The 23,096-nt window shown below is 65.0% G+C and carries 26 protein-coding genes and 1 pseudogene; 16 read left to right on the forward strand and 11 right to left on the reverse strand.

Features of this window, described 5'->3' with window-relative positions:
- Positions 1-7 precede the first annotated feature (7 nt).
- Complete coding sequence (locus tag WN72_RS16265) at positions 8-1,402, forward strand: M20/M25/M40 family metallo-hydrolase (RefSeq protein ID WP_027558757.1); 1,395 nt, start codon at positions 8-10, stop codon at positions 1,400-1,402.
- Between the two features lie 365 nt (positions 1,403-1,767).
- Here the strand turns inward: WN72_RS16265 and WN72_RS16270 are convergent, their stop codons facing one another.
- Together WN72_RS16270 and WN72_RS16275 are read right to left on the reverse strand one after the other, a co-directional pair.
- Positions 1,768-2,547 carry a class II aldolase/adducin family protein gene (locus WN72_RS16270; protein WP_027558758.1) on the reverse strand — a complete coding sequence of 260 codons (780 nt, stop codon included), beginning with the start codon at positions 2,545-2,547 and terminating at the stop codon, positions 1,768-1,770.
- A 128-nt stretch (positions 2,548-2,675) separates the two neighbouring features.
- A complete protein-coding gene (locus WN72_RS16275; RefSeq protein ID WP_092217152.1) occupies positions 2,676-4,325 on the reverse strand; it encodes a glycosyltransferase family 39 protein in 1,650 nt (549 codons plus the stop codon).
- 311 nt (positions 4,326-4,636) lie between these two features.
- Here WN72_RS16275 and WN72_RS16280 point away from each other — a divergent pair, with 311 nt between their 5' ends.
- A complete protein-coding gene (locus WN72_RS16280) occupies positions 4,637-5,524 on the forward strand; it encodes a hypothetical protein (protein ID WP_027558760.1) in 888 nt (295 codons plus the stop codon).
- 160 nt (positions 5,525-5,684) lie between these two features.
- The gene (locus WN72_RS16285) at positions 5,685-6,101 is read left to right on the forward strand and encodes a Ros/MucR family transcriptional regulator (protein WP_092217150.1); all 417 of its coding nucleotides are present in this window, start codon (positions 5,685-5,687) and stop codon (positions 6,099-6,101) included.
- 121 nt (positions 6,102-6,222) lie between these two features.
- Here WN72_RS16285 and WN72_RS16290 read toward each other — a convergent pair whose 3' ends face one another.
- Together WN72_RS16290 and WN72_RS16295 are read right to left on the reverse strand one after the other, a co-directional pair.
- Positions 6,223-6,651 (reverse strand): SufE family protein, encoded by a 429-nt coding sequence (locus WN72_RS16290; protein ID WP_027558762.1) that lies wholly within the window; start codon positions 6,649-6,651, stop codon positions 6,223-6,225.
- 68 nt (positions 6,652-6,719) lie between these two features.
- Positions 6,720-7,160, reverse strand: a complete 441-nt coding sequence (locus WN72_RS16295; protein WP_092217149.1) for a DUF5330 domain-containing protein — start codon at positions 7,158-7,160, stop codon at positions 6,720-6,722.
- A gap of 408 nt (positions 7,161-7,568) precedes the next feature.
- Between WN72_RS16295 and WN72_RS16300 the strand changes: the two genes are divergently transcribed.
- The 5 genes from WN72_RS16300 to WN72_RS16320 all read left to right on the forward strand — a co-directional run bounded on the left by WN72_RS16300 (position 7,569) and on the right by WN72_RS16320 (position 11,120).
- Positions 7,569-9,425: a PAS domain-containing sensor histidine kinase gene (locus tag WN72_RS16300; RefSeq protein ID WP_027558764.1), complete on the forward strand. Its 1,857-nt coding sequence runs from the start codon at positions 7,569-7,571 to the stop codon at positions 9,423-9,425.
- Complete coding sequence (locus tag WN72_RS16305) at positions 9,418-10,128, forward strand: peptidoglycan-binding domain-containing protein (protein WP_092217147.1); 711 nt, start codon at positions 9,418-9,420, stop codon at positions 10,126-10,128. The genes WN72_RS16300 and WN72_RS16305 overlap by 8 nt, the downstream gene beginning before the upstream one ends.
- A gap of 109 nt (positions 10,129-10,237) precedes the next feature.
- Complete coding sequence (locus WN72_RS16310; RefSeq protein WP_027558766.1) at positions 10,238-10,498, forward strand: BrnT family toxin; 261 nt, start codon at positions 10,238-10,240, stop codon at positions 10,496-10,498.
- Complete coding sequence (locus WN72_RS16315; RefSeq protein WP_092217146.1) at positions 10,479-10,772, forward strand: BrnA antitoxin family protein; 294 nt, start codon at positions 10,479-10,481, stop codon at positions 10,770-10,772. Before WN72_RS16310 ends, WN72_RS16315 begins: the two co-directional genes overlap by 20 nt.
- A gap of 3 nt (positions 10,773-10,775) precedes the next feature.
- Positions 10,776-11,120 carry a DUF1491 family protein gene (locus WN72_RS16320; protein ID WP_027558768.1) on the forward strand — a complete coding sequence of 115 codons (345 nt, stop codon included), beginning with the start codon at positions 10,776-10,778 and terminating at the stop codon, positions 11,118-11,120.
- Here WN72_RS16320 and WN72_RS16325 read toward each other — a convergent pair.
- Positions 11,117-12,094: a DUF2336 domain-containing protein gene (locus WN72_RS16325; RefSeq protein WP_027558769.1), complete on the reverse strand. Its 978-nt coding sequence runs from the start codon at positions 12,092-12,094 to the stop codon at positions 11,117-11,119. The two genes, WN72_RS16320 and WN72_RS16325, sit on opposite strands and share 4 nt — an antisense overlap.
- Positions 12,095-12,348: 254 nt before the next feature.
- On the opposite strand from WN72_RS16325, the gene WN72_RS16330 reads away from it, so the two are divergent.
- Both WN72_RS16330 and WN72_RS16335 read left to right on the forward strand, forming a co-directional pair.
- Positions 12,349-12,537: a hypothetical protein gene (locus tag WN72_RS16330; protein WP_092217145.1), complete on the forward strand. Its 189-nt coding sequence runs from the start codon at positions 12,349-12,351 to the stop codon at positions 12,535-12,537.
- A 14-nt stretch (positions 12,538-12,551) separates the two neighbouring features.
- Positions 12,552-13,313 (forward strand): hypothetical protein, encoded by a 762-nt coding sequence (locus tag WN72_RS16335; RefSeq protein WP_027558771.1) that lies wholly within the window; start codon positions 12,552-12,554, stop codon positions 13,311-13,313.
- Here WN72_RS16335 and WN72_RS16340 read toward each other — a convergent pair.
- Positions 13,267-14,172 carry a LysR family transcriptional regulator gene (locus tag WN72_RS16340; RefSeq protein ID WP_092217144.1) on the reverse strand — a complete coding sequence of 302 codons (906 nt, stop codon included), beginning with the start codon at positions 14,170-14,172 and terminating at the stop codon, positions 13,267-13,269. The genes WN72_RS16335 and WN72_RS16340 overlap by 47 nt on opposite strands.
- A 94-nt stretch (positions 14,173-14,266) precedes the next feature.
- Here WN72_RS16340 and WN72_RS16345 point away from each other — a divergent pair, with 94 nt between their 5' ends.
- The gene (locus tag WN72_RS16345) at positions 14,267-15,094 is read left to right on the forward strand and encodes an MBL fold metallo-hydrolase (protein WP_092217143.1); all 828 of its coding nucleotides are present in this window, start codon (positions 14,267-14,269) and stop codon (positions 15,092-15,094) included.
- A 36-nt stretch (positions 15,095-15,130) separates the two neighbouring features.
- On the opposite strand, the pseudogene WN72_RS16350 reads toward WN72_RS16345, so the two are convergent.
- Positions 15,131-15,821 (reverse strand): annotated as a pseudogene (locus WN72_RS16350) (Cj0069 family protein).
- Between the two features lie 280 nt (positions 15,822-16,101).
- Between WN72_RS16350 and WN72_RS16355 the strand changes: the two are divergent.
- Positions 16,102-17,046, forward strand: a complete 945-nt coding sequence (locus WN72_RS16355) for a DUF1259 domain-containing protein (protein ID WP_092217142.1) — start codon at positions 16,102-16,104, stop codon at positions 17,044-17,046.
- Between the two features lie 40 nt (positions 17,047-17,086).
- On the opposite strand, the gene WN72_RS16360 is transcribed toward WN72_RS16355, so the two are convergent.
- The 4 genes from WN72_RS16360 to WN72_RS16375 form a co-directional block, all read right to left on the reverse strand.
- Positions 17,087-17,515, reverse strand: a complete 429-nt coding sequence (locus WN72_RS16360; protein WP_244553794.1) for an MAPEG family protein — start codon at positions 17,513-17,515, stop codon at positions 17,087-17,089.
- Between the two features lie 31 nt (positions 17,516-17,546).
- Positions 17,547-18,032: an SRPBCC family protein gene (locus WN72_RS16365; protein ID WP_092217141.1), complete on the reverse strand. Its 486-nt coding sequence runs from the start codon at positions 18,030-18,032 to the stop codon at positions 17,547-17,549.
- Entirely contained in the window at positions 18,029-18,346 is a 318-nt protein-coding gene (locus WN72_RS16370; RefSeq protein ID WP_027558778.1) for an ArsR/SmtB family transcription factor, read from the reverse strand. The genes WN72_RS16365 and WN72_RS16370 overlap by 4 nt, the downstream gene beginning before the upstream one ends.
- A gap of 137 nt (positions 18,347-18,483) precedes the next feature.
- Positions 18,484-19,275: an IclR family transcriptional regulator gene (locus WN72_RS16375; RefSeq protein WP_027558779.1), complete on the reverse strand. Its 792-nt coding sequence runs from the start codon at positions 19,273-19,275 to the stop codon at positions 18,484-18,486.
- A 169-nt stretch (positions 19,276-19,444) separates the two neighbouring features.
- Between WN72_RS16375 and WN72_RS16380 the strand changes: the two genes are divergently transcribed.
- Genes WN72_RS16380 through WN72_RS16395 form a run of 4 tightly spaced genes read left to right on the forward strand, consistent with a single transcriptional unit; the run spans position 19,445 to position 23,076 of the window.
- Entirely contained in the window at positions 19,445-20,605 is a 1,161-nt protein-coding gene (locus tag WN72_RS16380) for an aminotransferase class V-fold PLP-dependent enzyme (RefSeq protein WP_092217140.1), read from the forward strand.
- A gap of 25 nt (positions 20,606-20,630) precedes the next feature.
- Positions 20,631-21,533: a transporter substrate-binding domain-containing protein gene (locus WN72_RS16385; protein ID WP_167380912.1), complete on the forward strand. Its 903-nt coding sequence runs from the start codon at positions 20,631-20,633 to the stop codon at positions 21,531-21,533.
- A 56-nt stretch (positions 21,534-21,589) separates the two neighbouring features.
- Positions 21,590-22,384, forward strand: coding sequence for an amino acid ABC transporter permease (locus tag WN72_RS16390; protein WP_092217138.1), 795 nt, complete (start codon positions 21,590-21,592; stop codon positions 22,382-22,384).
- Positions 22,381-23,076 carry an amino acid ABC transporter permease gene (locus WN72_RS16395; RefSeq protein ID WP_092217137.1) on the forward strand — a complete coding sequence of 232 codons (696 nt, stop codon included), beginning with the start codon at positions 22,381-22,383 and terminating at the stop codon, positions 23,074-23,076. Before WN72_RS16390 ends, WN72_RS16395 begins: the two co-directional genes overlap by 4 nt.
- Positions 23,077-23,096: the final 20 nt, after the last annotated feature.

A 23,096-nucleotide genomic window follows, 5' to 3' on the forward strand; every position in this document is an offset into this window, starting at 1 on the left:
GACGACCATGGCCAATGCGCAGCTTCAATCCGTGCTCGACCACATCGACAAGGATTTCGACAACAGCCTGGAGCGTCTGTTCTCGCTGTTGCGGATCAAGTCGATCTCCGCGGATCCGGCCTTTGCCGGCGATTGCAAGGCCGCGGCCGAGCATCTCGCCAAGGACATTGCGAGCCTCGGTGTCTCAACCGAAGTGAGGCCGACCGCCGGCCATCCCGCTGTCGTCGGCAAGACCGGAGCGGGCGGCCGGCCGCATGTGATCTTCTACGGTCATTACGACGTGCAGCCGGTCGACCCGATCGACCTCTGGCACAGCCCGCCGTTCGAGCCCGTCGTCACTAACCATGCCGATGGCCGCAAGATCATCGTCGCGCGCGGCGCCGAGGACGACAAGGGTCAGGTCATGACCTTCGTCGAGGCCTGCCGCGCCTGGAAGAAGGTGACGGGCTCGCTGCCGATCGACATCACCTTCCTGATCGAAGGCGAGGAGGAGGTCGGCTCGAAGAACTTCGTGCCGTTCGTCGAGGCCAACAAGGACGAGTTCAAGGCTGATTACGTGCTGGTCTGCGACACCGGCATGTGGGATCCGGAAACGCCGGCGATCACGACGGCGCTGCGCGGCCTGCTCTATGAAGAGGTGAAGATCACCGCGGCCAATCGCGATCTGCATTCCGGCGTGTTTGGCGGCACGGCGATGAACCCGATCCGGGTGTTGACCAAAATCCTCGGCGGCCTGTTCGACGACGACAACCGCATCACCATTCCCGGCTTCTATGACGGCGTGAAGGATACGCCGCCGGAGGTCTTGGAGCAGTGGAAGAAGCTCAACTTCACCCCGGAGTCGTTCCTCAAGCCGGTCGGCCTGTCGCTCCCCGCTGGTGAGAAGGGGCGGCTGATGGTCGAGCAGGCTTCCACGCGTCCGACCTGCGACGTCAACGGCATCTGGGGCGGCTATATCGGCGAGGGCTCCAAGACGGTGATCCCGTCGCATGCCTCGGCCAAGGTCTCGTTCCGGCTGGTCCAGGGGCAGGATCCCCAGAAGATCCGCAAGGCGTTCCGCGATTACGTGACGGCGCGGATTCCGGGCGACTGCAAGGTCGAGTTCGGCGACCATTCCGCCGCGCCCGCCGTGGCGCTCGACTGGAACATGAAGCCGCTCGCCGCGGCCAGCAAGGCGCTGGCGGAGGAATGGGGCAAGGAGACCGTGCTGATGGGCTCGGGCGCTTCGATCCCGATCGTCGCCGACTTCAAGCGCACCCTTGGCCTCGATTCGCTGCTGGTCGGCTTCGGCCTCGACGACGACAACATCCACTCGCCGAACGAAAAGTACGACCTCCGCAGCTTCCAGAAGGGCATCCGCTCCTGGGCCCGCATCCTCGCCGCGCTGGCGGAGGTGAAATAAGACGAGGTGCCGTAGGGTGGGCAAAGGCGCAACGCGCCGTGCCCACCATCGCTCAGTGATTACCAAAGGAGAAGACGTGGGCACGCTTCGCTTTGCCCACCCTACGAGACTGCGTCTCCCGTCATCCTGAGGTGCGAGTGGCGCGATGCTCTAGCATCGCGCCGGGAGCCTCGAAGGATGCACGGCCCCGATGCAGCCGGGCGTCGCCCTTCGAGGCTCGCCGAAGAGGCGAACACCTCAGGGTGACGGTGATGGTGATTGCGACCGCCAGCCCGAATAAAAACGCCGCCCGGGATTGGGCGGCGTTTCATTCCAAAACGTGCAGAGGTCGTTCGAAAGCGATCCTACACCAAATCCCGAAAATCTCAAGATCGGTAGCCCGGAAGCTCGCGGTCGAGCTTGCGCAGCAGCGGCGGCCAGACGAGGTTGGTCGCGCGCAGCTCGGCGCGGTCGCGGTTCGACAGCAATTCGGTGTTCTTCTCGATTGCGATCTCCTCAACCGGATAGACCGGCGTGCCGAGCGCGCGGGTGCGCACCTGCATCGAGCAGGCGCGCTCGAGGTGATACATGCGCTCGAAGGCGGAAGCGACCGAGCGGCCGACCGTCAGCGTGCCGTGGTTACGCAGCAGCATGTGGTTGTGGTCGCCGAGGTCCTTCTGGAGCCGCGGCCGCTCATCGTGATCGAGCGCGATGCCTTCATAGTCGTGATAGGCGAGGTCGTGGGTGACGAGCTGGGCGGTCTGGTTCAGCGGCAAGAGGCCTTCGGCGCTGCTCGACACCGCGGTGCCATCGAGGGTGTGGAGATGCAGCACGCAGATCGCGTCCTCGCGCACCTCGTGGATCGCCGAATGGATGGTGAAGCCGGCCGGATTGATGCTGTATTCGCTCTCGGTGAGCTGGTTGCCGTGCAGGTCGACCTTGACGAGGCTCGAGGCCGTGATCTCGTCGAACATCAGCCCGTAGGGGTTGATCAGGAAGTGATGGTCGGGGCCGGGCACGCGTGCGGAGATGTGGGTGTCGACCAGATCGTCCCAGCCGTACAGCGCAACGAGGCGATAGCAGGCGGCGAGATTGACCCGTTGCTGCCACTCGGCCTCCGTCATGTTCGACGGCACTTCCTTCAGGCGCGCTTCCGCTGGTGACATGGTCATCTCTCCGAACATCGTTGTTGCGGGGAGGGAGCGTAGTCTTGGTCTGGAGCGGCGGCAAGGCGCGCCAGGAGCGCGGCAGTTCAGCGTCGCCCGCATGGAGCGGGCTGCGCTGGAGAAAACTATTACGGCGCCGGGACCGACAGCAGGCTGGAAATACTGCGGCCGCGGATGTCGTAGACGCGGGCGAACACGACGTCGTCGCGCTTGATCTCGACCATCACGGGCGCGGTGAGGCCCTTGCAGTAGAACTCGCCGAGCGTCATGGCGAAATCGGCCGCGTTGGAATCCCAGCCGATGGTGAAGTCGGGGCCGAGCGCGACCTGCGCCGGGCGCTGCGGACCGCACACCGCCACCTTCCATTTGCGATTGACCGGCGGCACTTCCTGGCGCTCGACCAGCTGCTCGCGCAGCTCGTCGGAGGCCTGCTTCAGCGCAAGGCCCCAATAGTCCAGCATGAAGCGGTCGTCGGCGCCGCGCACGGTGCCGGCGATGTGGTTGAAGTGCGTGTATTGATAGGGATGCAACCGGATCATCTCGGCAAGCGAGAGCGCAAGGCCGAAGCAGAAGGTCGCGAGCACGACCGGCTGCCAGGTGCGGTGGTTGGCGCGCAGACGCTCCATGGCCCAGGCGAAAGCGATGCCGCCGAGCACCGCCATCGGCGGGATCACGAAGACGAAATGGCGGATGCCGTTGTACAGCGCCGGCCGCTTCACCATCGCGATCGCGAGCGGCAGCGTCGCAGCCAGCGTCAGCATCAACAGGATGGTCTTGCGGCGGGCCGGGACCCCGCGGCGCGGCAGCAGCGCGAAGGTGCTGATCACGGCCCCGCCCATCAGCACCAGCATCACCTCGGGCAGCTGCAGCGCGAACAGCGTCGGCAGATAGGACCAGGGCATGTCGGGCACGGACACGATCGCGCCGTCGAACATCTCCTTCCAGGGCTTCTCGAAGAAGTGCGAGAAGTAGGTCAGCGCCTCGAAGGGATTGCCGGGCTCCATGATCGACCACGGCCAGATCAGGCCCATCACGAGATAGCCGAACACGAGGCCGGGCAGCAGCACGTAGACGACGTGGGCGAAGCGGCGGGCTGCCTCGCGGGCGCCTTCGCTGCGCAGCTCCTCCAGGAACAGCGGCATGAAGCCGACCATGGCGTAGACCAGCGCAAGCCCGCCGAGGACGCGGCAGCCGAGCGAAAGGCCGGCCCCCAAGCCGACGATCAGGATCGTGCGCGGCGATGGCTGCGGATATTCCTCCGCGAGCCGGACGAGGCCGAGCATCAGGATGATCATGGCCACCGCGAAAGGCGCATCCTTCGGGTTCATGAACATGTGGCCGTAGAAGATTGGGCACAGCGCGAGCAGCAAGAGTGAGGCAAGGCCTGCAAGAGGCCCGCCGATGCGGCGGCCGAGCCGCCACGTCACCGCAAGCCCGATCACGCCGACGACCGCGCCGACCAGGCGTCGGGTCTCGAACAGCTCGAGCGGAATGACCTTGTGAAGAAGGGCCGCGACCATGTCGAAGCCGCCGCCATACATATAGAGGTTGGCAAAGGAGAGCGCCGCGGTGTCCTTGAAGCCGGAACCGTACATGCGCAGCAGCAGATCGGCATATTCAGCGTGGGTGTAGTCGTCCCAGCCGAGCCCGTAGTCGCGGAAAGTCAAACCTGCGATGACGGCGACCGCGGTTAGCACCAGCATGGCGAGATCGTCGCAAGTCCGTTCGACCGAGCGCCGCTGAGGCGTGTCGATCGCCGAAGTCGTGATGGATGTCATGGCTATTGGTGACCCGGAATCCCCTCTCGGCCCTGCTGGTGCGCGCGGGCCTGCTCCCCGGACTCCGTATAGCGCAGTTCCATTACCAAGTAATTGGGCATTATGGCTAAATTCCTGATGCGACGCAGCAAAACCGGAACTTGGAAGCAGTTTAGCAATAGCGAATCCTAGCTGAAGGGAATGTGAATAAGTCCCTGATTTCCTTCTCTTTAGGAACGCGGCCTACAATTCGCCGTTGGCGTGGAACACCGTATGACGGTATCGTGGCGTAGAGGATGTCGCGTGTGGATGCGCGACCTGGGGTGGGTTCGATGACCTTGGCATTGTTGATCGCGGGCATCGTCGCCATCGTGGCGGGCCTCCTTGCGGTCGCTTTTGGCTTCACCGTCAGGGAATTCAGCCTCGGCAGCACCCTCATAATCTCCGGAACCATCGGCGTCTGCTCCGGAATGCTACTGGTCGGCCTGCATTTCGTGGTGCTCGAGCTGAGGGGTATCGCCCGCCGGCTGGCCGGATCGGCGGCGCCGTCCGAGGTTCGCGTCAGGCCCGTGCTGCCGGGCCTTGCGATGCCGGGTGCGCCTGCGCCCGAGCCGGCGCTTGCTCCCGCGGCAAGGACCGACTCGGCGCCGCCGGCTGCAAGCCCGCCGCCCTGGCAGAGCGAAGCCGCCGCCCGCGAACGTCCACGCGTCGAGCCGCCACCGCCGGAGCCGGACGCTCCACCCGCAGTTCCCGAAGCGCCGCGCCGGCGCAATCTGTTGTTCGCCTCGACCTCGCGCAAGGAGCGCGAGCGCGCGGAGGCGAAGACCGCCGATGGCGCGCCGCCGCAGCCGCCTGGAGCGCCCACGGAGGCCCAGGAGATGCCGCCCGCAAGCTTCGACGACGCCTGGCCGAAGCCGGACCGTGGACGGCCGCAGGAGCCTCCGGCCGCCCCGCGCCGGCCACCGCCAGCGCGCTCGCCATCGACCTTAGCCGAAGCTGCTCCGTTGCCACCTCCGCCGCTGTCACCACCGCCGCCCGCACCGGAACCGGAGCCACCGGCCGCCGAGCAGGCGCCCGTGACGGTGCTGAAATCCGGCGTCGTCGACGGCATGGCCTATTCGCTCTATTCCGACGGCTCGATCGAAGCGCAGATGCCGGAGGGCATGATGCGCTTTGCCTCGATCGACGAGCTGCGTGCCCATCTCGACCAGCGCAGCTGAGGCGCCGTCGCCGCTCAAGTAAAGCCTTACCGTTCTGGTCACGTCCTCAGTAATCAGCCCATATTCATCGGGCGTCTTATTTCAGCCGAACGTATTGTTGACACGGAATACTTTGGTAGCGTCTTTGCGCAGAGACGCGATTTAGGGAAAGGTCGAGGCCATGTCGGATGCCGGGACCAAGAATTTCATCGAGCTGACGGCGAGCATCGTGTCGGCCTATGTCGGCAACAATCCGACGCCGGCTGCCGAGATTCCGAACCTGATCAGCCAGGTGCACGGCGCCTTGGTGCGGGTCTCGTCAGGCCGCGCCGAGTCGGTGCCGCTCGAGCCGGCAAAGCCTGCCGTGTCGCTCAAGAAGTCGATCGCGCCGGACTATCTGGTGTGCCTCGAAGACGGCAAGCGCTTCAAGTCGCTCAAGCGCCATCTGCGCACCCAGTACAACATGACGCCGGAGCAGTACCGCGAGAAATGGGGCCTGCCCGCCGACTATCCCATGGTCGCCCCGAACTACGCGGTGGCGCGCTCGCAACTGGCCAAGCAGATGGGCCTGGGACAGCAGCAGCGGAAGCGGAAGTAGCGCCAGCCTCGAATCTCGTAGGGTGGGCAAAGGCGCGAAGCGCCGTGCCCACGACCTGTCTCCAACAGCAAAAATGGTGGGCACGCTTCGCTTTGCCCACCCTACGGGACTACGGCACCTTCTACGACGCTTCCGCCAGCGCCTCTTTCGCGTCGGTCTTGATGCGCTCGACCATCGAGCGGAGGCCGTTGGAGCGCTGCGGCGTCAGATGATCGCGGAAGCCGAACTCGTTGAACACGGCGATCGCGTCGGTATCGAGGATCTGCTGCGGCGTGCGGCCCGAGTACAGCGCGAGCACGATCGCGACCAGGCCGCGCACGATATGCGCATCGCTGTCGCCGCGATATTTCAGGACCGGCGCGCCACCATCGCGTTCGACCAGCTTCTGGAGCCAGACCTGGCTGACGCAGCCGTTCACCTTGTTCGCGGCGGAGTGCTCGGCCTCCGGCATCGGTTCCAGGGTGCGACCGAGCTCGATGACGTACCGGTAGCGGTCGTCCCACTCGTCCAGAAGCTCGAAATTGTCCCTGATTTCGTCGATCGTCGTCATATCGGCCCACAGTTCCTGTTCGAGCCAATATAGGGACGCGAAGAGCCGAAATCGATAGGGTTTGGGGCCTAATTCGCCGCCTGAGGTCCGCGCCATTCCAGCGCGAGGTCGTCCTGGGTCAGGGTGTCGCGCGGCGCCTCGCTCGTCGCCGTCTCGCCTTCGCCGGCCAGTGCGATCGAGCCGGTGTGGTCCGGCGCCTTCTTGTTGTCGCTCTTGCCATCGTTCTTGTCGTTGGTGATCTGCTCTTTCTTGTCGTTGATGATCTGGTAGATCTTCTTCGCGCCATCCTGGGCGCGCTGGCCGATGATGGTCGCGGCCTGTCCGCCGACCTCGCAGGCCGCCGGCTGGCGCTTGCAGAACTGGCTCATGTCGGACACGGCCGCGGTCGCAGCCTGCACCGCATCGGCGGCGCCGATCTGCGGCAGCTTCTCCGATTCGGGCGTCTTGTCCCGCGGCAGCAGCACGAGCACGAGCCCGAGCCAGAATGTGATGCGGAGCAGAAAGCGCATCTGATCGACCTGTATGTTAGATCCCGCCGCGGCGATGTCCGCGGGCTTGCGACCTAGCAACTCTCGATAAATCGCAAGTGATTGCTTCGAGCTTAATTCGCGGAAAATTGACGCAAAAAACTTCGTAAGGCCCCGGCCTCGTGAATTTCCGATTGATGCCGGGACGCAAGCGATCTTGCGGGCTGCCGCATCCACCATTTCGAAACCATGAGCGGGACGATGAAACCCTGTGTTCACCATTCCCACTGAAGACGTCGTCAAATCGTCTAAAACGCCGCGCGTTGAGATCATGTCCGGCCGCGCGCGGCGCTGCCTTAGCACTCGTTTAAGGTCGCTCTGACACGGTGGCTCAACGACAAGGAGGCGTTCCGGCGCGTCTTTTGACGAGTGAGCCGAAGCGCGAGACCCGTGACAGTTTTGAGTATCATCCGCGATTGTCTCGATGCGCTGCTGCATCCCTCCGCGCGTTACGATGCGCTGACGCGTGCGCGCCATCGTGCGTTCATGGCGCCGCGGCTGCTCGGCAGCCTGGCCGCCTTCGCCGTTTTTCCTGTGTATCTTGCCATGCGCGGTGCGCCGAGCGCGATCGAGGTCGCCGCTTTCGCCTGGCTGATCGCGCCCATCCTGCTGTCCTGGTTCCTGTCGCGCACCGGCCGCTATGAAGGCGCGCATGTGCTGTCGTCGCTGGCGCTCGCCGGCCTGATCATGGCGATCGCGGGCACCACCGGCGGCATCGAATCCTTTGCCGCGATCTGGCTGGTCGTGGTTCCCCTTGAAGCTGCGCTGTCGGCCTCGCGCCGCGTCGCCGCTTTCGCCTCCCTGCTTGCGCTGTCCTGCGCGGGGCTGCTGATCCTCTTCAGCCAGCTCGGCTGGCTGCCGGCTGGCGACATCAGCGCCGCAGAACGCGGCGTGCTGATGGCGTTCGGTGTCGCCTCCGCGACGCTCTATGCCGCGGGCCTCGCCTTCGGTGCGGAATCGCTCGCGCGCACCAGCGTGACGCTGCTGTCGCGCGAGGAGGAGCGTTATCGCCTGCTCGCGCGCAACATGAGCGACGTGATCTCGCGGCATCGGCGCAACGGCGCGGTGCAGTTCATCTCGCCGGCCGTTGAGGCCATGCTCGGCATGCCGGTCGCGCAGCTGCTTGGTCACGGCCTGTTCGACCGCGTCCATGTCGCCGACCGTCCGGCCTATCTCACCGCGCTGTCGGATGCTGCGCGCGGCGACGTGCGCAGCGTCGAGTTCCGGCTGCGGCGCGAGCCTGATGGGGCCGAGCGCGGGCAGGTCGATTTCATCTGGGTCGAGATGCGGTGCCGGCCGCTCGATCAGGACATGAGCGGGGATGTCGCGCGCGAAGCCGAGGTCGTCGCGGTGATGCGCGACGTCACCGACCGCAAGCTGTCCGAGCAGGCGCTCGACCAGGCCCGCAGCGCCGCGGAGGCGGCCGATGCGGCCAAGACGCGCTTCCTCGCCACCATGAGCCACGAGCTGCGCACGCCGCTCAATGCCATCATCGGCTTCTCCGAGATGATCGCGCAGGAGCAGACCCTGATGCTCGGCGCTGCCCAGCGCAAGGAATACGCCGAGCTCATCAACGCGTCCGGCCAGCATCTGTTGTCGGTCGTCAACGGCATCCTCGACATGTCCAAGATGGAATCGGGCAATTTCGAGATCGCATCGGAGCCGTTCGCGCCGCGCGCCTCGCTGATGCATTGCTGCAATCTGCTGGCGCTGAAGGCGCGGGAGAACGGCATCGATCTCGTCACCGATGCGCCGCAGGATCTGCCTGTGATGACCGGCGATCCGCGCGCGTTCAAGCAGATCGTGCTCAATCTCGTCGCCAACGCCATCAAGTTCACCGAGCGCGGCGGCCAGGTCACCGTGACGGCCTCGGCTTCAAGCTCGCAGCTCACGCTGCGCATCAGCGACACCGGCGTCGGTATTGCGCCGGATGATCTGAAGCGCATTGGCGCGCCGTTCTTCCAGGCCGGCAAGACCTATCAGCGCCGCCACGAAGGCACGGGCCTCGGACTTTCGATCGTGAAGAGTCTCGTGGCGTTGCATCTCGGCGAATTGACGGTACAAAGCAGGTTAGGTGAGGGCACCGCCGTCACCGTCAAGCTGCCGCTCGTCTACACGCCGCCGCAAGCCAAGATCTTCGATGGCAAGCCGGCTGACAGCAAGGTCACGACCTTGACGCCGGTGCTGCGCCAGGAACCGCTCGACGACATCAACGACCAACCTGCTCTGGTGAAGAAACGTGCCTAAGAAGCCAGCCAAGGACGAAGCCGCTCCGCGCCGCCGTGGCGCCAAGGCTGCGGTCATCGACGTCGAGACCGAGCGCAACCTCGTGATGCGCGTGCTGCTGCACAGCCCGAAGGACACGCTGGCCGGTCTCGTTGCCATCGCCGCCATCGCCGCGATCGTCGCCAATGCGCTGTTCCTGCAGACCGGCCGGCATCCGGCGCCGATGTTCGGCACCGTGATCAATCTTCCCGTGCCCTCGTCGGTGCCGTTGTCGAACCCGTTGCCGCGTCCGCGTCCCGTCGGCGCCGACACCTCGCCGCTCGAACCGAAGGCGACGGAGTTCCGCGTCGAGCCCAAGCCTGCTGAGAGGGCTACCGAGCGCACGCCGGAGAAGCCGGTCGAGGCAACCGCATCGACCTCGCGCGCGGGCAACGATCCCATGACCAATCTGGTCAAGGCGACGGCCGCGACGCCGCCGTCCGCGATGCGGCCGCCGGCGCCGATCCCGCTGCCGCAGAGCCCGGCCGCGCGGCGCATCGCCGGCGTGCAGCGTGCGCTGTCCGAATACGGCTACGGCAATCTGAAGATCACAGGCACGATCGGTGGCGAGACACAGTCCGCGATCCAGAAGTTCGAGCGCGAGCACAAGATGCCCGTCACCGGCCAGGTGTCGGATCGCCTGCTGCGCGAGCTCGCCGCCGTGATCGGCCATCCCGTCGAATAATCGTCTGGGTTGCGCGTATCCCCGCTTCCGACGGCCCTCGCTGCCTCTGCGCGGACGGACACTTCATCACAATTGACTTGGGATTATTTTGTAGTTACAAAATAACCCTGTGAAGATCGTTTGGGACGAACCGAAGCGCCGAGCCAATCTCGACAAGCACGGGATGGATTTCGCTGATCTCAACGAGGCCTTCTTCGACAATGCCTTGGTTTTGGCCACCTATGGCAACCGCTGGCGCGCGATCGGCATTAACATTCGTGGCGTTGTCTCAGTCATCTTCGCGACCCGCGGAGCTGAGGGCGTAAGCATCGTCAGCATGCGCCCTGCCAGCAAGAAAGAAAGGAGGCTCTATGAAGAAAACCGTCTCTAAGAAGGGTTACACCGCACGGGACCTGCGTGCGGTGAGCGACAATCCGGAATGGACCAAGGATGACTTCGCCAGGGCCAAGACTTTCGATGAGGTTTTCCCGGGCATGCGAAAGGGCCGCGGCCCCAATAAAGCCCCCACAAAGCGACAGGTGACCTTGCGCCTGAGCCCTGTCGTGGTCGACTATTTCAAGGCCGAGGGCCCCGGTTGGCAGAGCCGGATTGACGAAGCGCTCGTCAAGGTGGTGAAGCGCAAGCGCAGTTCTGCCACGGGTTAGTTGATGCGCCTGAAATCAAACATCTGGGTCTCCGCTTATCTGCGCCGCTGCCAGACCGAGGGCGTGTTCGGCGCGGTGCGCCGCCGTGGCGCCGAGGAGGCAGGCGCGGTGTTCGTCAAGGTGTCGCTGCTCGATGGCAATGCGATGCTCTACGTGCCGGCGCCGCAGACCGTCTACGAGGACGGCCGCCCCGTCGATCGCTTCTTTGTGCCGGTCGCGCAGCAGCCTCTGCCGGAGCACACCATTGAGGAGCGCCTGACCAAGGAGCTCCGCTTCGATCCGGATGCGTGGATCGTCGAGACCGAAGACCGCGCGGGGCGGCATTTTCTGGAACTGGCGAAGACTTAGCGCTCTGACGACCCGCCCGTTCCCGTCCGCACCGCAGGCGCGGATCCCGGCTGCACGTCCGGACGCGTCTGGCTCGCGCCGGCACGGGCGCGCTGGCGCTCGCCGTCATGCAGCGAGGGCTGGTACTTTGCCCGCGTCACGGCGAGCGTGGAGCCGCGCCAGGCCGCCAGCATCACCAGGGCCGAGCGGTCGCTGAGGCGGTCGTAGAGCCGCGACAGCCGGTACACCTCGTTCACGGAGTTGCCGATCTCCGGCTTGAAGAACAGGAGGATGCGCTGGAAGTTCGGGCTCGGCATGTCGAGCGCGCGCGCGGCGACCGCGAGCGCTTCGCCGCCGGCATCGTCGACGATTTGCGCGGCGACGCGCGAGGGCAGGATCAGGCTGTCGCCGAGCTCATAGGTGAAGTTCTCGACGTCATTGGCGATTGCCGCCATCTCCAGGATGTGGATCGCGCGCTTGGCGCGCACGGTCGGAATCCGCGGCGCGGCCTTCAGCGGTGTCTGCGCCAGATTGTGCAGGATCAGCGCGCGCTCGGAGGCGCCGGCGCGGAAGAACATGTCATGGATCTCGGCCGCCTCCTTCGGCTGCATCGCCATGTTGGCGGCCATGCGCGCTTCCGCGTCGGTCGGCGCGCGGCGAGGTGAGGGCGCTTGTGCCGGCGCGGGGATCTCGCGTGCAAGCGGAACCCTGCGGCCTTCCTGGGTCGCGACCAGCCCGAGCTTCTGCAGGACCGGGACCGGCGTCTGCGCATAGATCGCGAGCTTCGCCTTGATGGCCGCGCGCGTCGCATCATCGACCTGGTCGATCAGCCGCGTGGCAAGCTCGACGAATTGCCGCTGCTCGTCGTCGCTGTGGGTGCTTGCCTGAACATAGAGGTCGGTCAGCACGCGCAGCAGCGTCGGACGAACATCGACGCCTTCACGACGTGACAGGGTCATCAGCCCGTCGAATCCGGGAAACAGCGACTTGGTCATGGAGAGGTACGCAACTTGGAAGAGACACTTGCGGCGAGCCTAGCGCAGGTTCGTTTAAAGCCTCGTTAAGGAAAACGAGGCGTGAAGCCCGCCCTGCAAATTAAGGCATTGTCGTGCCGCAACGGGACGGCGCGGCGAAGACCGTGCGGTTACGGTCCAAGGGGCGTGTTTACACCCCGTTAACCATGAGCTGATCTTAATGAACCCATGTTGCAGGGGCGCGTTCGGTTGCGCGGCAATTGAAGAGAGCTGACATGGGGACCATCATCGAATTTCCGGCCGGTCGCCGGGTAGGCTCGTCGGGGGACACCACGCCGCGCACGGACACGGGAACGATCGTGATTCTCCCGGTCATCCGTATCGAGCGCGAGAGCGACGAAACCAGCGGCGATCGCGGGCCGGAGCAGGGCACAGCGCCGGGGCGCCGTCGTCGCCGTCGCTAGATCGGGCCGTTGCAATGCCGGAAGCCCCCCGCCAGATCCGCAAATTTCCATCGGCCATCCTGCTCGCAGCTCTCGGCGCGAGCCTTGCCGCCTGTAGCGGCGGCGATTTCGGCCGCACCCGCGCTGACATGCGCAGCGATGACATGCATCGCTGGCTCGGCGTTGAGGCTACCGGCAGCCTCGGCCTGAAGGCCTCGCAGTTCCAGCTCACCGATGAAGAGCGCCAGCTGCGCGACCTCGCCTATCCCATGATCGAGCCGCCGCTGTCGCGTCCGGCCTGGAAGAGCGTGTTCGGCGACTACAAGACGATACCTTCGCCCTGGCACCAGAAGATCGTGTTCGACCGCACCATGTACGGACGCACGCTGATCGACGAGCCGCACCGCTCGCACTCCTCGCGCTACGCGCAGTTGATCGAGGACGTGCGCAACGACATCACCCGTTTCGAGCCGTTCTTTGCCTCCGCGATCCGCGTCATCGACCTCGACAGGAAACGCAATGCCACCATGGCCCGCGTCTCCGAGCTCTCGCCGCGGGAGAGGGAGGATGCCGTTGCGCGCATGCAGGAGAACTCGCTGATCGTGCAGTGGGTGCAGCAGTGCCTCGAGCAGCGCGTCTCCTCCTATCGCTGGGCGCTGGAGCGCCTGGTGATCCAGGCGCCCGACGGCATGGCCGCCGACGCCGACCGCCTGATCGGCGAGCTCGCTGCCCAGACCGCCAACCCGCCGGTCATGAGCCAGCCGCCCTACGGTCGCGCGGTCGTCTCGAAGGGCTGAGCGGTTTGCGTGGGCCGGGCCGTCGCCCGGACCCTTCCGGCTTGCGCCGCTGCTTCTGCAGCTTCCCGACAAAATCCTTCAGGGCATCCGCAAGCGGCACGGATGCGCGATAGGCGAGGCCGACCTCGCGCTTCACCTTGACCTCGATCTTGCGCAACGCGACGTCAGGATTGCCCTTCGCCACGCCTTCCGGGACGATGGCGATGCCGACGCCGGCGGCGACGAGTGCCATCGCCCAGTCCTCCGATTGCGCGATCGCCGCGGTCTGGCGCCGCTGCGCATTGCGGCCGAAGAATGCGCTCTGCTCGCAATGGCAGCGGTCGATCAGGGGGACGTCCGCAAGATCGGCGGCACGTAGCTTCTCCTTCAGCGTCAGCGGATGCGACGGCGGCAGCGCCGCGACATAGCGCTCGCTCCACAGCGGCACGAAATGCTCGTCGCTGCGCAGCATGCTCTTTGCGATGATCCGCGCATCGGCGCGCTCGTCGCTGCCGACGAGGCGGAGCGCGACGTCGCTGCGCGCGGTCAGCGGCTTCAGCAGTGCGATCGTCCGGGGCACGTCGAGCGTGCGCATCAGGCCGAGCGTGAGCGTGGTCCTTGACGCAGGCTTCCTGAACAGGCTGCGCGCGGCATCGGCCTCGTCGATGATGCGGCGCGCGAGGACGTGAAACTGCTCGGCCGAGGCGGTCGGCGCGACGCCCTTCTTGTGCCGGATGAACAGGGTGGTGCCGAGCTCGGCTTCGAGATTGGTGATCGCCGTCGAGATCGACGGCTGCGACACGAAGCAGGCGCGGGCCGCCGCGGTCAGATTGCGCTCGCGGTAGACGGCGGCGAAGTAGCGAAGCTCGCGGATGTCCATAGGAAGAGCCTAGAGATAGTATCAATATTCGATATTTTACCTATGACACAGCGAATGACAAGGATGCGTCTGTCAGAGCAGGCGAGGGTCATCCATGAAAATCCACCATCTCAACACCGGCACGATGTGCCCGGTCGGCCGCCGCCTGGTGAACGGCACCGGCAGCCTGTTCCAGCGTGCGCGTCTGGTCTGCCATTGCCTGCTGGTCGAGACCAATGACGGGCTTGCTCTGGTCGACACCGGCATCGGCCTTGGCGATATCGCAACGCCCGACCGGCTGGGTCGGCGCTGGCTGCGGCAGACCGCGCCCAAACTCGATCCGGCGGAGACGGCGGTGCAGCAGGTGAAGGCGCTCGGCTATTCGCCAAGCGACGTGCGTCACGTGCTGCTGACGCATCTCGACCGCGACCACGCCGGCGGCGTACCCGACTTTCCCCAGGCCGCCATCCACGTTCACCGCGCCGAATACGACATGGCGGTGCTGCGCCAACCGGCGCCGCCGCAGGGGCGCTACGTCACGGGGCAGTGGAGCCATGGACCGCGCTGGGCGTTTTACGGCGAAGCCGGCGAGGACTGGTTCGGCTTCAAGGGCGTGCGCGCGCTCGGCGACCAGGAAGCGGACGTGCTGATGATCCCGCTCGCCGGTCACACGCTCGGCCATTGCGGCATCGCTGTGCGCTCTGGCGACACCTGGCTGCTGCATGCCGGCGACAGCTATTTCCATCACGCCCAGCTCGATTCACCGCCGCGCGTGCCGTTGATGCTGGGCTATTTTCAGCGCAAGGGCGACATGGACCGCAAGATGCGGATCGCCAACCAGGCCCGGCTGCGTGCGCTCAAGCTGAGCCACGGTGATCGCGTGAGGATCGTCAACAGCCACGATCCCGCGGATTACGAGCGCTGCCGATGCGGAGGGCATTGAGCGCGCGCCTTGCAGGGCGCACGCTCGCCACGGTCTCTATCCGCCGGCGCCAGCTTTTTGATTCAGCAAAAGGCATTGCCTCACTGTCCGCGCGATCGCGGCCGGTGCCTCCTCGGGGATCGCAAAGCAGGAGCTCGCGTTGATCTCGCACAGCACGTAAGTGTCGGCGCCCGTGGCATCGCGCGGTCCGTACAAAAAGTCCGCGTCCCAGATCACCGGCAATGACGGCTCATCGATGCCGAGCGTCGCCATCATCTGCGGCGTCCATTCGTCCTCCATCGCTCGCCGCAGCGCCTGGAATTGCGCAGCGTCGGGTCCATGCATGATCCGCGGGCCGGGCTGGGCTTCGGGCGAGTCCGGTCCCCCCGGCGGCGGCGGGATCAGGGCCTTGATCTTCTGGTGCCCGAAACCTGCGACCCTGGCACGTAGCAGCGAACCATGCCGTCAGTATTGGCCAATGCCTCCACCTTCCAGACGCCCTGGCCGCCATTGCCGCGGTTCTGCTTCAGCACGCGCGGGCCGCTCGTCCGAAGCCGCGGCGGAAACTCCTCGCGGAAGCTCGCGGCCGTGTCGCAGCGATGCGTGTCGGGATGCCAAGCGCAGCGAGGGCCTCGAAGACGCGGACGAAGCGGCTGTTCTGCGCTGTGGCGTCGCGACGCGCGGCAGCGTCTCCGCGGGAGAGGATGGCGATAGCAGGTCGGTGAGAGGAGTGTCGTTCGGTGTCCATGCGCAAGCTCCACGAATTTGCGTGCTGCGCAGAGCTTGGACCTGGGTCTCACGGGGAGTCTGCATCGTCCCCACACCGAGAATTGGTCGCAGGATTTCAAGAGAGCGTCGGTTCCATTCCCGCGGTGAACTCTTCGTGACGCCCATCCGGCGGTTTCGCGGGATGCTCCGGTTGACAGCCCGGCGGTCCGGGTTTCTACGTTAAGGCATCGGGGATGTGCGATCTCCCCGTGAGGCGACATGCCCAAGCATCGCGTCCTGATCTTCACCAGGGGCGTAGCATGTCATTTTTTACGATCTCATCCGGAAAATCTTCTCGGCTTCCCAATGCGGCACGGCGCGCCAGCGCCTGCGCGGCGCTGATCGGCATCGTCGCCGGCTTCATCGCGGCGGCTCATGCGCAGGACATCGACTGGCAGAAGGTCGATGAAGCGCTCGGCCGCAAGGCGGCCGTCACCGGCGATGTGCATCGCTACGGCTTCCCGCGCGCCGATCTTGCGGTGACGCTCGACGGCGTGACCATCAAGCCCGCGCTGGCGCTCGGCGGCTGGGTCGCGTTCAAGCCCGCGCATGGCGGCGTCATGGCGATGGGCGATCTCGTGCTGCTCGAATCCGAGATCAATCCGGTGATGCTGAAGATGATCGGAAACGGGCTCGAGATCACGGCCGTTCATAACCATCTGCTCGGCGCGAGCCCGGCGACGTTCTACATGCATGTGGCCGGGCACGGCGATGCCCTCAAGATCGCGGCCGCCCTGAAAGACGCGCTCGCCGAAAGCAAGACGCCGCTGTCGCTATCGCCTCCAGCGGCTCCTCCGCCCGCCGTCGATCTCGACACGGCGCAGCTCGACCAGATCATCGGCGTCAAGGGCCAGGCCAATGGCGGCGTCTACCAGTTCAATGTTCCCCGTCGCGATCCAGTCAGCGAGGACGGCATGCAGCTCAGCCCCGCCGCACCGTTGGGTCTTGCAACCGGCATCAACTTCCAGCCGACCGGCGGCGGCAAGGCCGCGATCACCGGCGACTTCGTGCTGGCCGGCGACGAGGTCAACCCCGTCATCACGGCGCTGCGCTCGCACGGCATCGCCGTGACGGCGCTGCACAGTCACATGCTGGACGAGCAGCCGCGTCTCTTCTTCATGCACTTCTGGGCCAACGATGACGCGGTCAAGCTCGCCGGCGGCCTGCGCGCCGCGCTCGACAAGACCGCGAGCGCGAAGAACTGATCCGGGAAGGGGCGTGGACGAGGCGGAATTCGACCGTGCCTCAGCGAATGGCTGCCACCATGGTCGTGACGATGAGCGCGATCGTCACGAGCGCTCCTGCAACATAGAGGATGGTTCTGACGCTGCCGCCTTTGGCGGCGTCGCCGCCACGCAAATAGATTGCAACGTGAGCCAGACGGATCGCGACGTAGACCCATACCAGCGCTGCAAGCACAGCCGGCCTGACGCCGACCATCATCGCCAGCACGGCGGGGACGACGAATGGCGTCAACGCCTCGACCGCGTTCATGTGGACGCGATCGATGCGGTAAAGCGGGTTGTCGTCATCCGCCGGCAGGACAGGGCCGGAGAGTGCCCCGGCCCGGCCTTTGGACGATCCTGAATGCACCGCGAGCACGATGGACGTGAGGCAAAGCAGAAGCACCCCTGCAATGCTGTACGAGTAGGCCGCCATACCGATCTCCGTCATCGACGCTCGCGTCGCATTGAACAAGCGAGAGTCAGGCCTCGCGGGCGATGCGCTCGGCAAACCGCCGAAGGTAGAGCGGCCAACCCTGGTCGCTCTCGACGGCTGCGCGCTCGCCTTCCCAACCTTCGCCATGCCGTTCGAGGTGGCGGTGCTCCAGCTCCAGTCTGGTCCGGCTCGGCGTCTCCGCGATGAACCGCACCTCCCATTCGCTGGTCTTGTCGGGATCGGTCTCGATTTGCCAGCGCGGGCTGATGTCCCAGCTGAGAAGCACGCGATGGGGCGGTTCAAACGCCAGCACCCGCGCCCAGCGGCATTCGCTGCCGTCAATGCCGCGATCATAGACGTGTCCGCCCACCCGAGGCTCGAACACGGTCTCTGCGATGGGAACGGCGAGCAGATTGTGCTCGCGCGGCTTGAAGCTGCCGAAGTCTTCGGTGAAGACCTTGAACGCGCGCTCGATAGGCGCCTCGACGACGATAGAATGCTTGACCGGCGCGGCCGATATGCGTGCGTTCATTGCTTATCCTCCGATGGTTTTTCGACGGCTTCCTTGTAGGCTGCCAGCGTGCGGCTCCAGAACCGGTCGAGCCACGCGCGCATCTGGCCGAGCCCTGCCGGATCGATGTGATAAACGTTGCTGGCACCCTTCGGCTCGGCACGAACCAGACGAGATTCGCGCAGCACCTTGAGATGCTGTGATACGGCCGACTGCGAAACGGTGAGCTCTCGCGTGATCTCAACGACCGTGCGAGGCCGTGCGCCCACCAGTTCGAATATCTGCCGGCGGGTCGGATCGCCAAGAGCGGCGAGTTGCGCGCTGTCCTTAGCCATCGCGAGCCACCCGCTCCAGGTCATGCCTGCGGGGATTGCCATTCAGCGGCCAATTCAAGCGATAATTAGTCATCGCTTATGATTAGTGAAAACTAATTATTGTGTCAATCACTGCCGGGCGAGAAATCGCATCTCCGTCAGGATGGGTCGCTTGCGCCATCCTCGTCGGCCTGAAGGATCGTCTCCGACAGCAGCGCTGCGGCTTTCTGAAGTGGGGCGATGAACCGGTCGAGCTCGACGAAGCTCACGCGTGCCACGGGAACGGAGACGCCGAGGCACGCGATCAGCTCGCGATCCGGAGACAGGATCGGCACGGCGCAGCCGACGACCCCGCGCACATATTCTTCATTGGTCTTGGCCCAGCCGCGTTTGCGGGTCTCGTCGAGGACCTTCATCAGGCTGTCGACATCGACGATCGTTGTCTCCGTGTATTTGGTGAGCGCGAGTGCGCGGCACAGCTTTTCGCGCGCCCGTTCAGGCAGTCGGCTCATGTAGATCTTGCCGGTCGACGTGCAGTGGAGCGGCGCCGCTTCGCCCGGATTGAACTGGAGCCCCTGCGGCTGTGACACGCGGACGCTGTCGACGTAAGCAACGACGTTGTCCCGCACGACGCCGATCTCGCACTGCTCGCCGATCTCCGCGGCGACCGCGCGGAGCACGGCATGCCGGCGCGCGGTCCGGAAGGCTGCGCCGATGACCTTGGCGGACAGCGTGACCAGTTGATTGCCGACGACGTAGCGCTTCGTGCCGAGCGCCTTCTGAAGCAGCCCGCGCTGCTCGAGATTGCCGATCAGCCGGTGCGCCGTCGGCAGCGGCAGTGACAGCGCACCGGCGATTTCCGCGACCGAGGCCGCTCTGGTCTGACCGGCGACGTAACCGACGATCGCGAAAGCGCGGTCGAGCGGTCCGTCGGTGCTGGCTTGCGACATCTGCTTCTCCTGATCGGACGCAAATAATTATCATTTTTCGGAATAAAAACTATTGAAATATGAAAATTAACTTGGAGGGCGCCGCTGGTTGCCCATATCGTCGGCGCTGCCAAACGATGAACAGGATTTGTGCAACGCAGAACGAGCCCTGCCGGGCCGGGAGAATGGGATGTCTGGCCACTTCGATGTTGATGCTGTGCGGAAGGAGTTTCCGGCGGTCGAGCGGATCACCTATCTCGACTCCGGCTTCCAGACGCCGCTGGCGCGACCGGTCAAGGCGGCGATCGATCAGTTCCTGCGCGAAGGTCTCGAGACGGCTGGCCCCAAGAGCGTGTGGCTCGATCGTGTCGAGCAGACCCGCGAAAAGCTGGGGCGGTTTCTCGGCGTGTCGGCCGATGAGATCGCCTTCACCAAGAACACCTCGGAAAGCATGAACATCGCCGCCAACGCGCTGCCGCTGCGCGCCGGCGACAAGGTCCTGATGATCCATGGCGATCATCCCAACAACGCCTATGCCTTCCTCAATCTGCGACGCAAGGGCGTGACGGTCGAGTTCGTGCCGATGACGGAGGTCGTGAACGCCGAGAGCGTTCGTCCCTACATCGATGCCGGCACGCGGGCGATCTCGATGTCGCAAGTCACCTTCCACGCCGGCCATCGCTTCGACATCGAAAGCATCGGCGCCCTCTGCGCGGAGAAGGGGCTCTATTTTGTCGTGGACGTGATGCAGGCGATCGGCGTCGTGCCGATCGATGCCAAGGCCATGCGCGCGACCTTCGTCGGGTCGGGCAGCCACAAGGGGTTGCTCGTGCCGCAGGGCCTTGGGCTCCTCTATTGGGACAAATCCAGGACCGAGCTGGAGCCGGCTTATCTCGCGGCCGCCAGCCTTGCGGAAGTCCCGGCCGATCTGATTGCTCGCCCTGACAAGCTCGATCTCGCCAAGAGCGCGCGCCGTTTCGAGCTCGGCAATTTCAATCTTCCGGCGATCCATGCGCTCGGTGCCTCGCTCGACATGATCGAAGCGCTGGGCGTCGAGAATATCCAGAACCATTGTCTCGACCTCGGCGATCATCTCATCGCCGGGCTCGATGCGCTGGGCGTTCGTCTCGTCGGCCCCCGCGCGCGGCAGCATCGCGCGCCGCACATCTACGTCATCGCGCTGCCTGCCGCCGAATGGCTCGGTCATTTCGAGCAGAACGGCGTTCGCGTCTCGCCGGAGCGCGACGGCATTCGCGTGTCGTTCGGGATGTTCAACAATTTCGCCGATGTCGATCGCCTGATCGATGTCATCAAGCGGCGCGGCGTGAAGCCGTCATCCAGGGCCGCCTAGGCTGTTCTTCAGAGGGGAGATGCACATGACGAGTCTTGCGCGTGTATTGAGCGTTCTGTCCGGCCTTGCGGCCATCGCCGCCTTGACAGGCCCTGCGGTCGCAGCCGACAGTCCGACGCTTGCCAAGATCAAATCGAGCGGTGCCATCACGATCGGCCACCGCGAGGCCTCCATCCCGTTCTCCTATCTCGGTCCAGATCAGAAGCCGATCGGCTTTTCGCTGGACCTCTGCGCCGGCATCGTCGAGCGCATCAAGACGGAGCTCAATCTGCCGAACCTCGGCGTCAATTATGCGCCGGTGAACTCGTCCAACCGCATCCCGCTGATCCAGAGTGGTACGGTCGATATCGAATGCGGCGGCACGGCGAATGACAGGAAGCGCCAGGAGCAGGTCTCGTTCTCCGTCGCCACTTTCGTCAGCCAGCCGCGCTGGCTGGTCAAGGCCGACAGCGGCCTGAAGACCGCCCGCGATCTGAAGGGCAAGACCATCGTCGTCACCCAGGGCTCCAATGCCGTGGGCTTTGCGCAAGGCGTCAATGCGAAGGAGCAGCTCGGCTTCAACATCGTCCAGGCAAAGGACCATGCGGAATCCTTCCTGATGCTGAACACCGGCCGCGCGGCCGCCTTCATGGAGGACGATATCCTGCTCGCCGGCCTCAAGGCCGCCGCTCCGAAACCCGACGCGCTGATCTTCCTCCCCGAGGGCTATGCCAAGATCTATTATGGCCTGATGTTCACGAAAGGCGATGCAGGCTTCAAGGCGCTGGTCGATGACGTTCTTGCCAAGCAGATGGCGTCGGGCCAGTTCGAGAAGACCTATGCCAAATGGTTCACCAAGCCGATCCCGCCCAAAGGCGAGAACCTCGCGTTCCCGCTGACGGACGAACTGATGGAACGGATCGCACATCCCAGCGATGCGGTCGACTAGGCAATAGCGGAGCGCATCGCGCAGAACTGCTCGCACCCTGAGCTTCGAGGTTCGCCATGTTCACAGTGCTTTTTGAGCAGACGGCGGATGGCCAGCGCTATATCGACTGGCTGCTGTCGGGCCTCGGCTGGACGCTGGCGCTGGCGTTCTTCGGCTGGTGGATCGCCTTTGCCGTCGGCGTCATCGTCGGCATCGGCCGGACCGCGCAGAGCCGGATCGTCGCGGCCCTGGCGCGGCTCTATGTGGAGATCTTCCGCAACATCCCCGTGCTGGTGCAGATGTTCCTCTGGTACTTCGTGCTGCCGGAGATCCTCCCCGCCGCGCTCGGAAACGCCATCAAGCAGATTCCCCCGCCGTGGGGATCGTTCTTCCCGGCGCTCGTGTGCCTCGGCCTCTACACCGCGGCCAGGATCGCCGAACAGGTTCGCGCCGGGATCGAGGCGCTGCCGAATGGACAGGTCGAGGCGGCAAGCGCGCTCGGGCTCGGCGGTTATCTGACCTATCGTTACGTCATCCTGCCGCAGGCGCTGCGCCTGATCATCCCGAGCCTGACCAGCGAGGTGATGGGCATCTACAAGAACACCTCCGTCGCTCTCACGATCGGGCTGATGGAGCTGACGGCACAGGCCCGGCAGATCAGCGAAGCGACGTTCCAGACCTTCACCGCGTTCGGCGCTGCGACGCTTGTTTACCTCGCGCTGGCGCTCATCGCCTACCAGGGCATGGCGCTGATCGACAGGGCCGTGCGCGTTCCGGGCACGGGGCACGCAGAGGATGCGGTCGAACCGGCGTCGATGCAGGCCGCCGAACAGGTCGGCTCCTTGCCCGATGCGATGGAGGTCGTGAAATGAACAGCCTCGATTTCTCCATCGTTGCTCAGGCCTGGCCCTATCTCTGGTCGGGATTGCTGTTTTCGCTGGCGCTGACCGCAGTGGCTTTCGTGGTCGGCTTGATCCTCGGCACCTGTCTGGCCCTGGCGCAGCACTTCGAAGTGCCGGTGCTTGGCAAGCTCGTGCGCGGCTATGTCGCCTTGATGCGCTCGATCCCGCTGATCCTGGTCCTGTTCTGGTTCTTCTTCCTGGTGCCGATCGTGCTCGGCCATCTCGCCGGTAACGGCCGCCCGATTCCGATCGGCGCCACCTGGACCGCGTTCATCACGTTCGGTCTGTTCGAGGCCGCCTATTACTCGGAGATCATCCGCGTCGGGTTGCGGGCGGTGAACCGGGGACAGTTCGAGGCCTGCCAGGCGCTCGCATTGTCCACCTTCGACACCTATCGCTGTGTGATCCTGCCGCAGGTGCTGCGTGTCGCCAGCCCGATCATCCTGAGCCAGACCATCATCCTGTTCCAGGACACCTCGCTGGTCTACGTGCTGTCGCTCACCGATCTGCTCGGCGCAGCCTCCAAGCTCGCGCAGCTCAACGGCCGTCTCGTCGAGATGTATCTGGTCATCACGGTGGTCTACCTCGCGATCAGCTCTGTGGCATCGCAATGCGTGGCATCCTTGCGCAAGCGCTATGCGATTGCGGGAATGCGCCGATAGACAAGCGAAACCTTCGGAGG

Source organism: Bradyrhizobium arachidis, assembly GCF_015291705.1.
GTDB classification, from domain to species: domain Bacteria; phylum Pseudomonadota; class Alphaproteobacteria; order Rhizobiales; family Xanthobacteraceae; genus Bradyrhizobium; species Bradyrhizobium arachidis.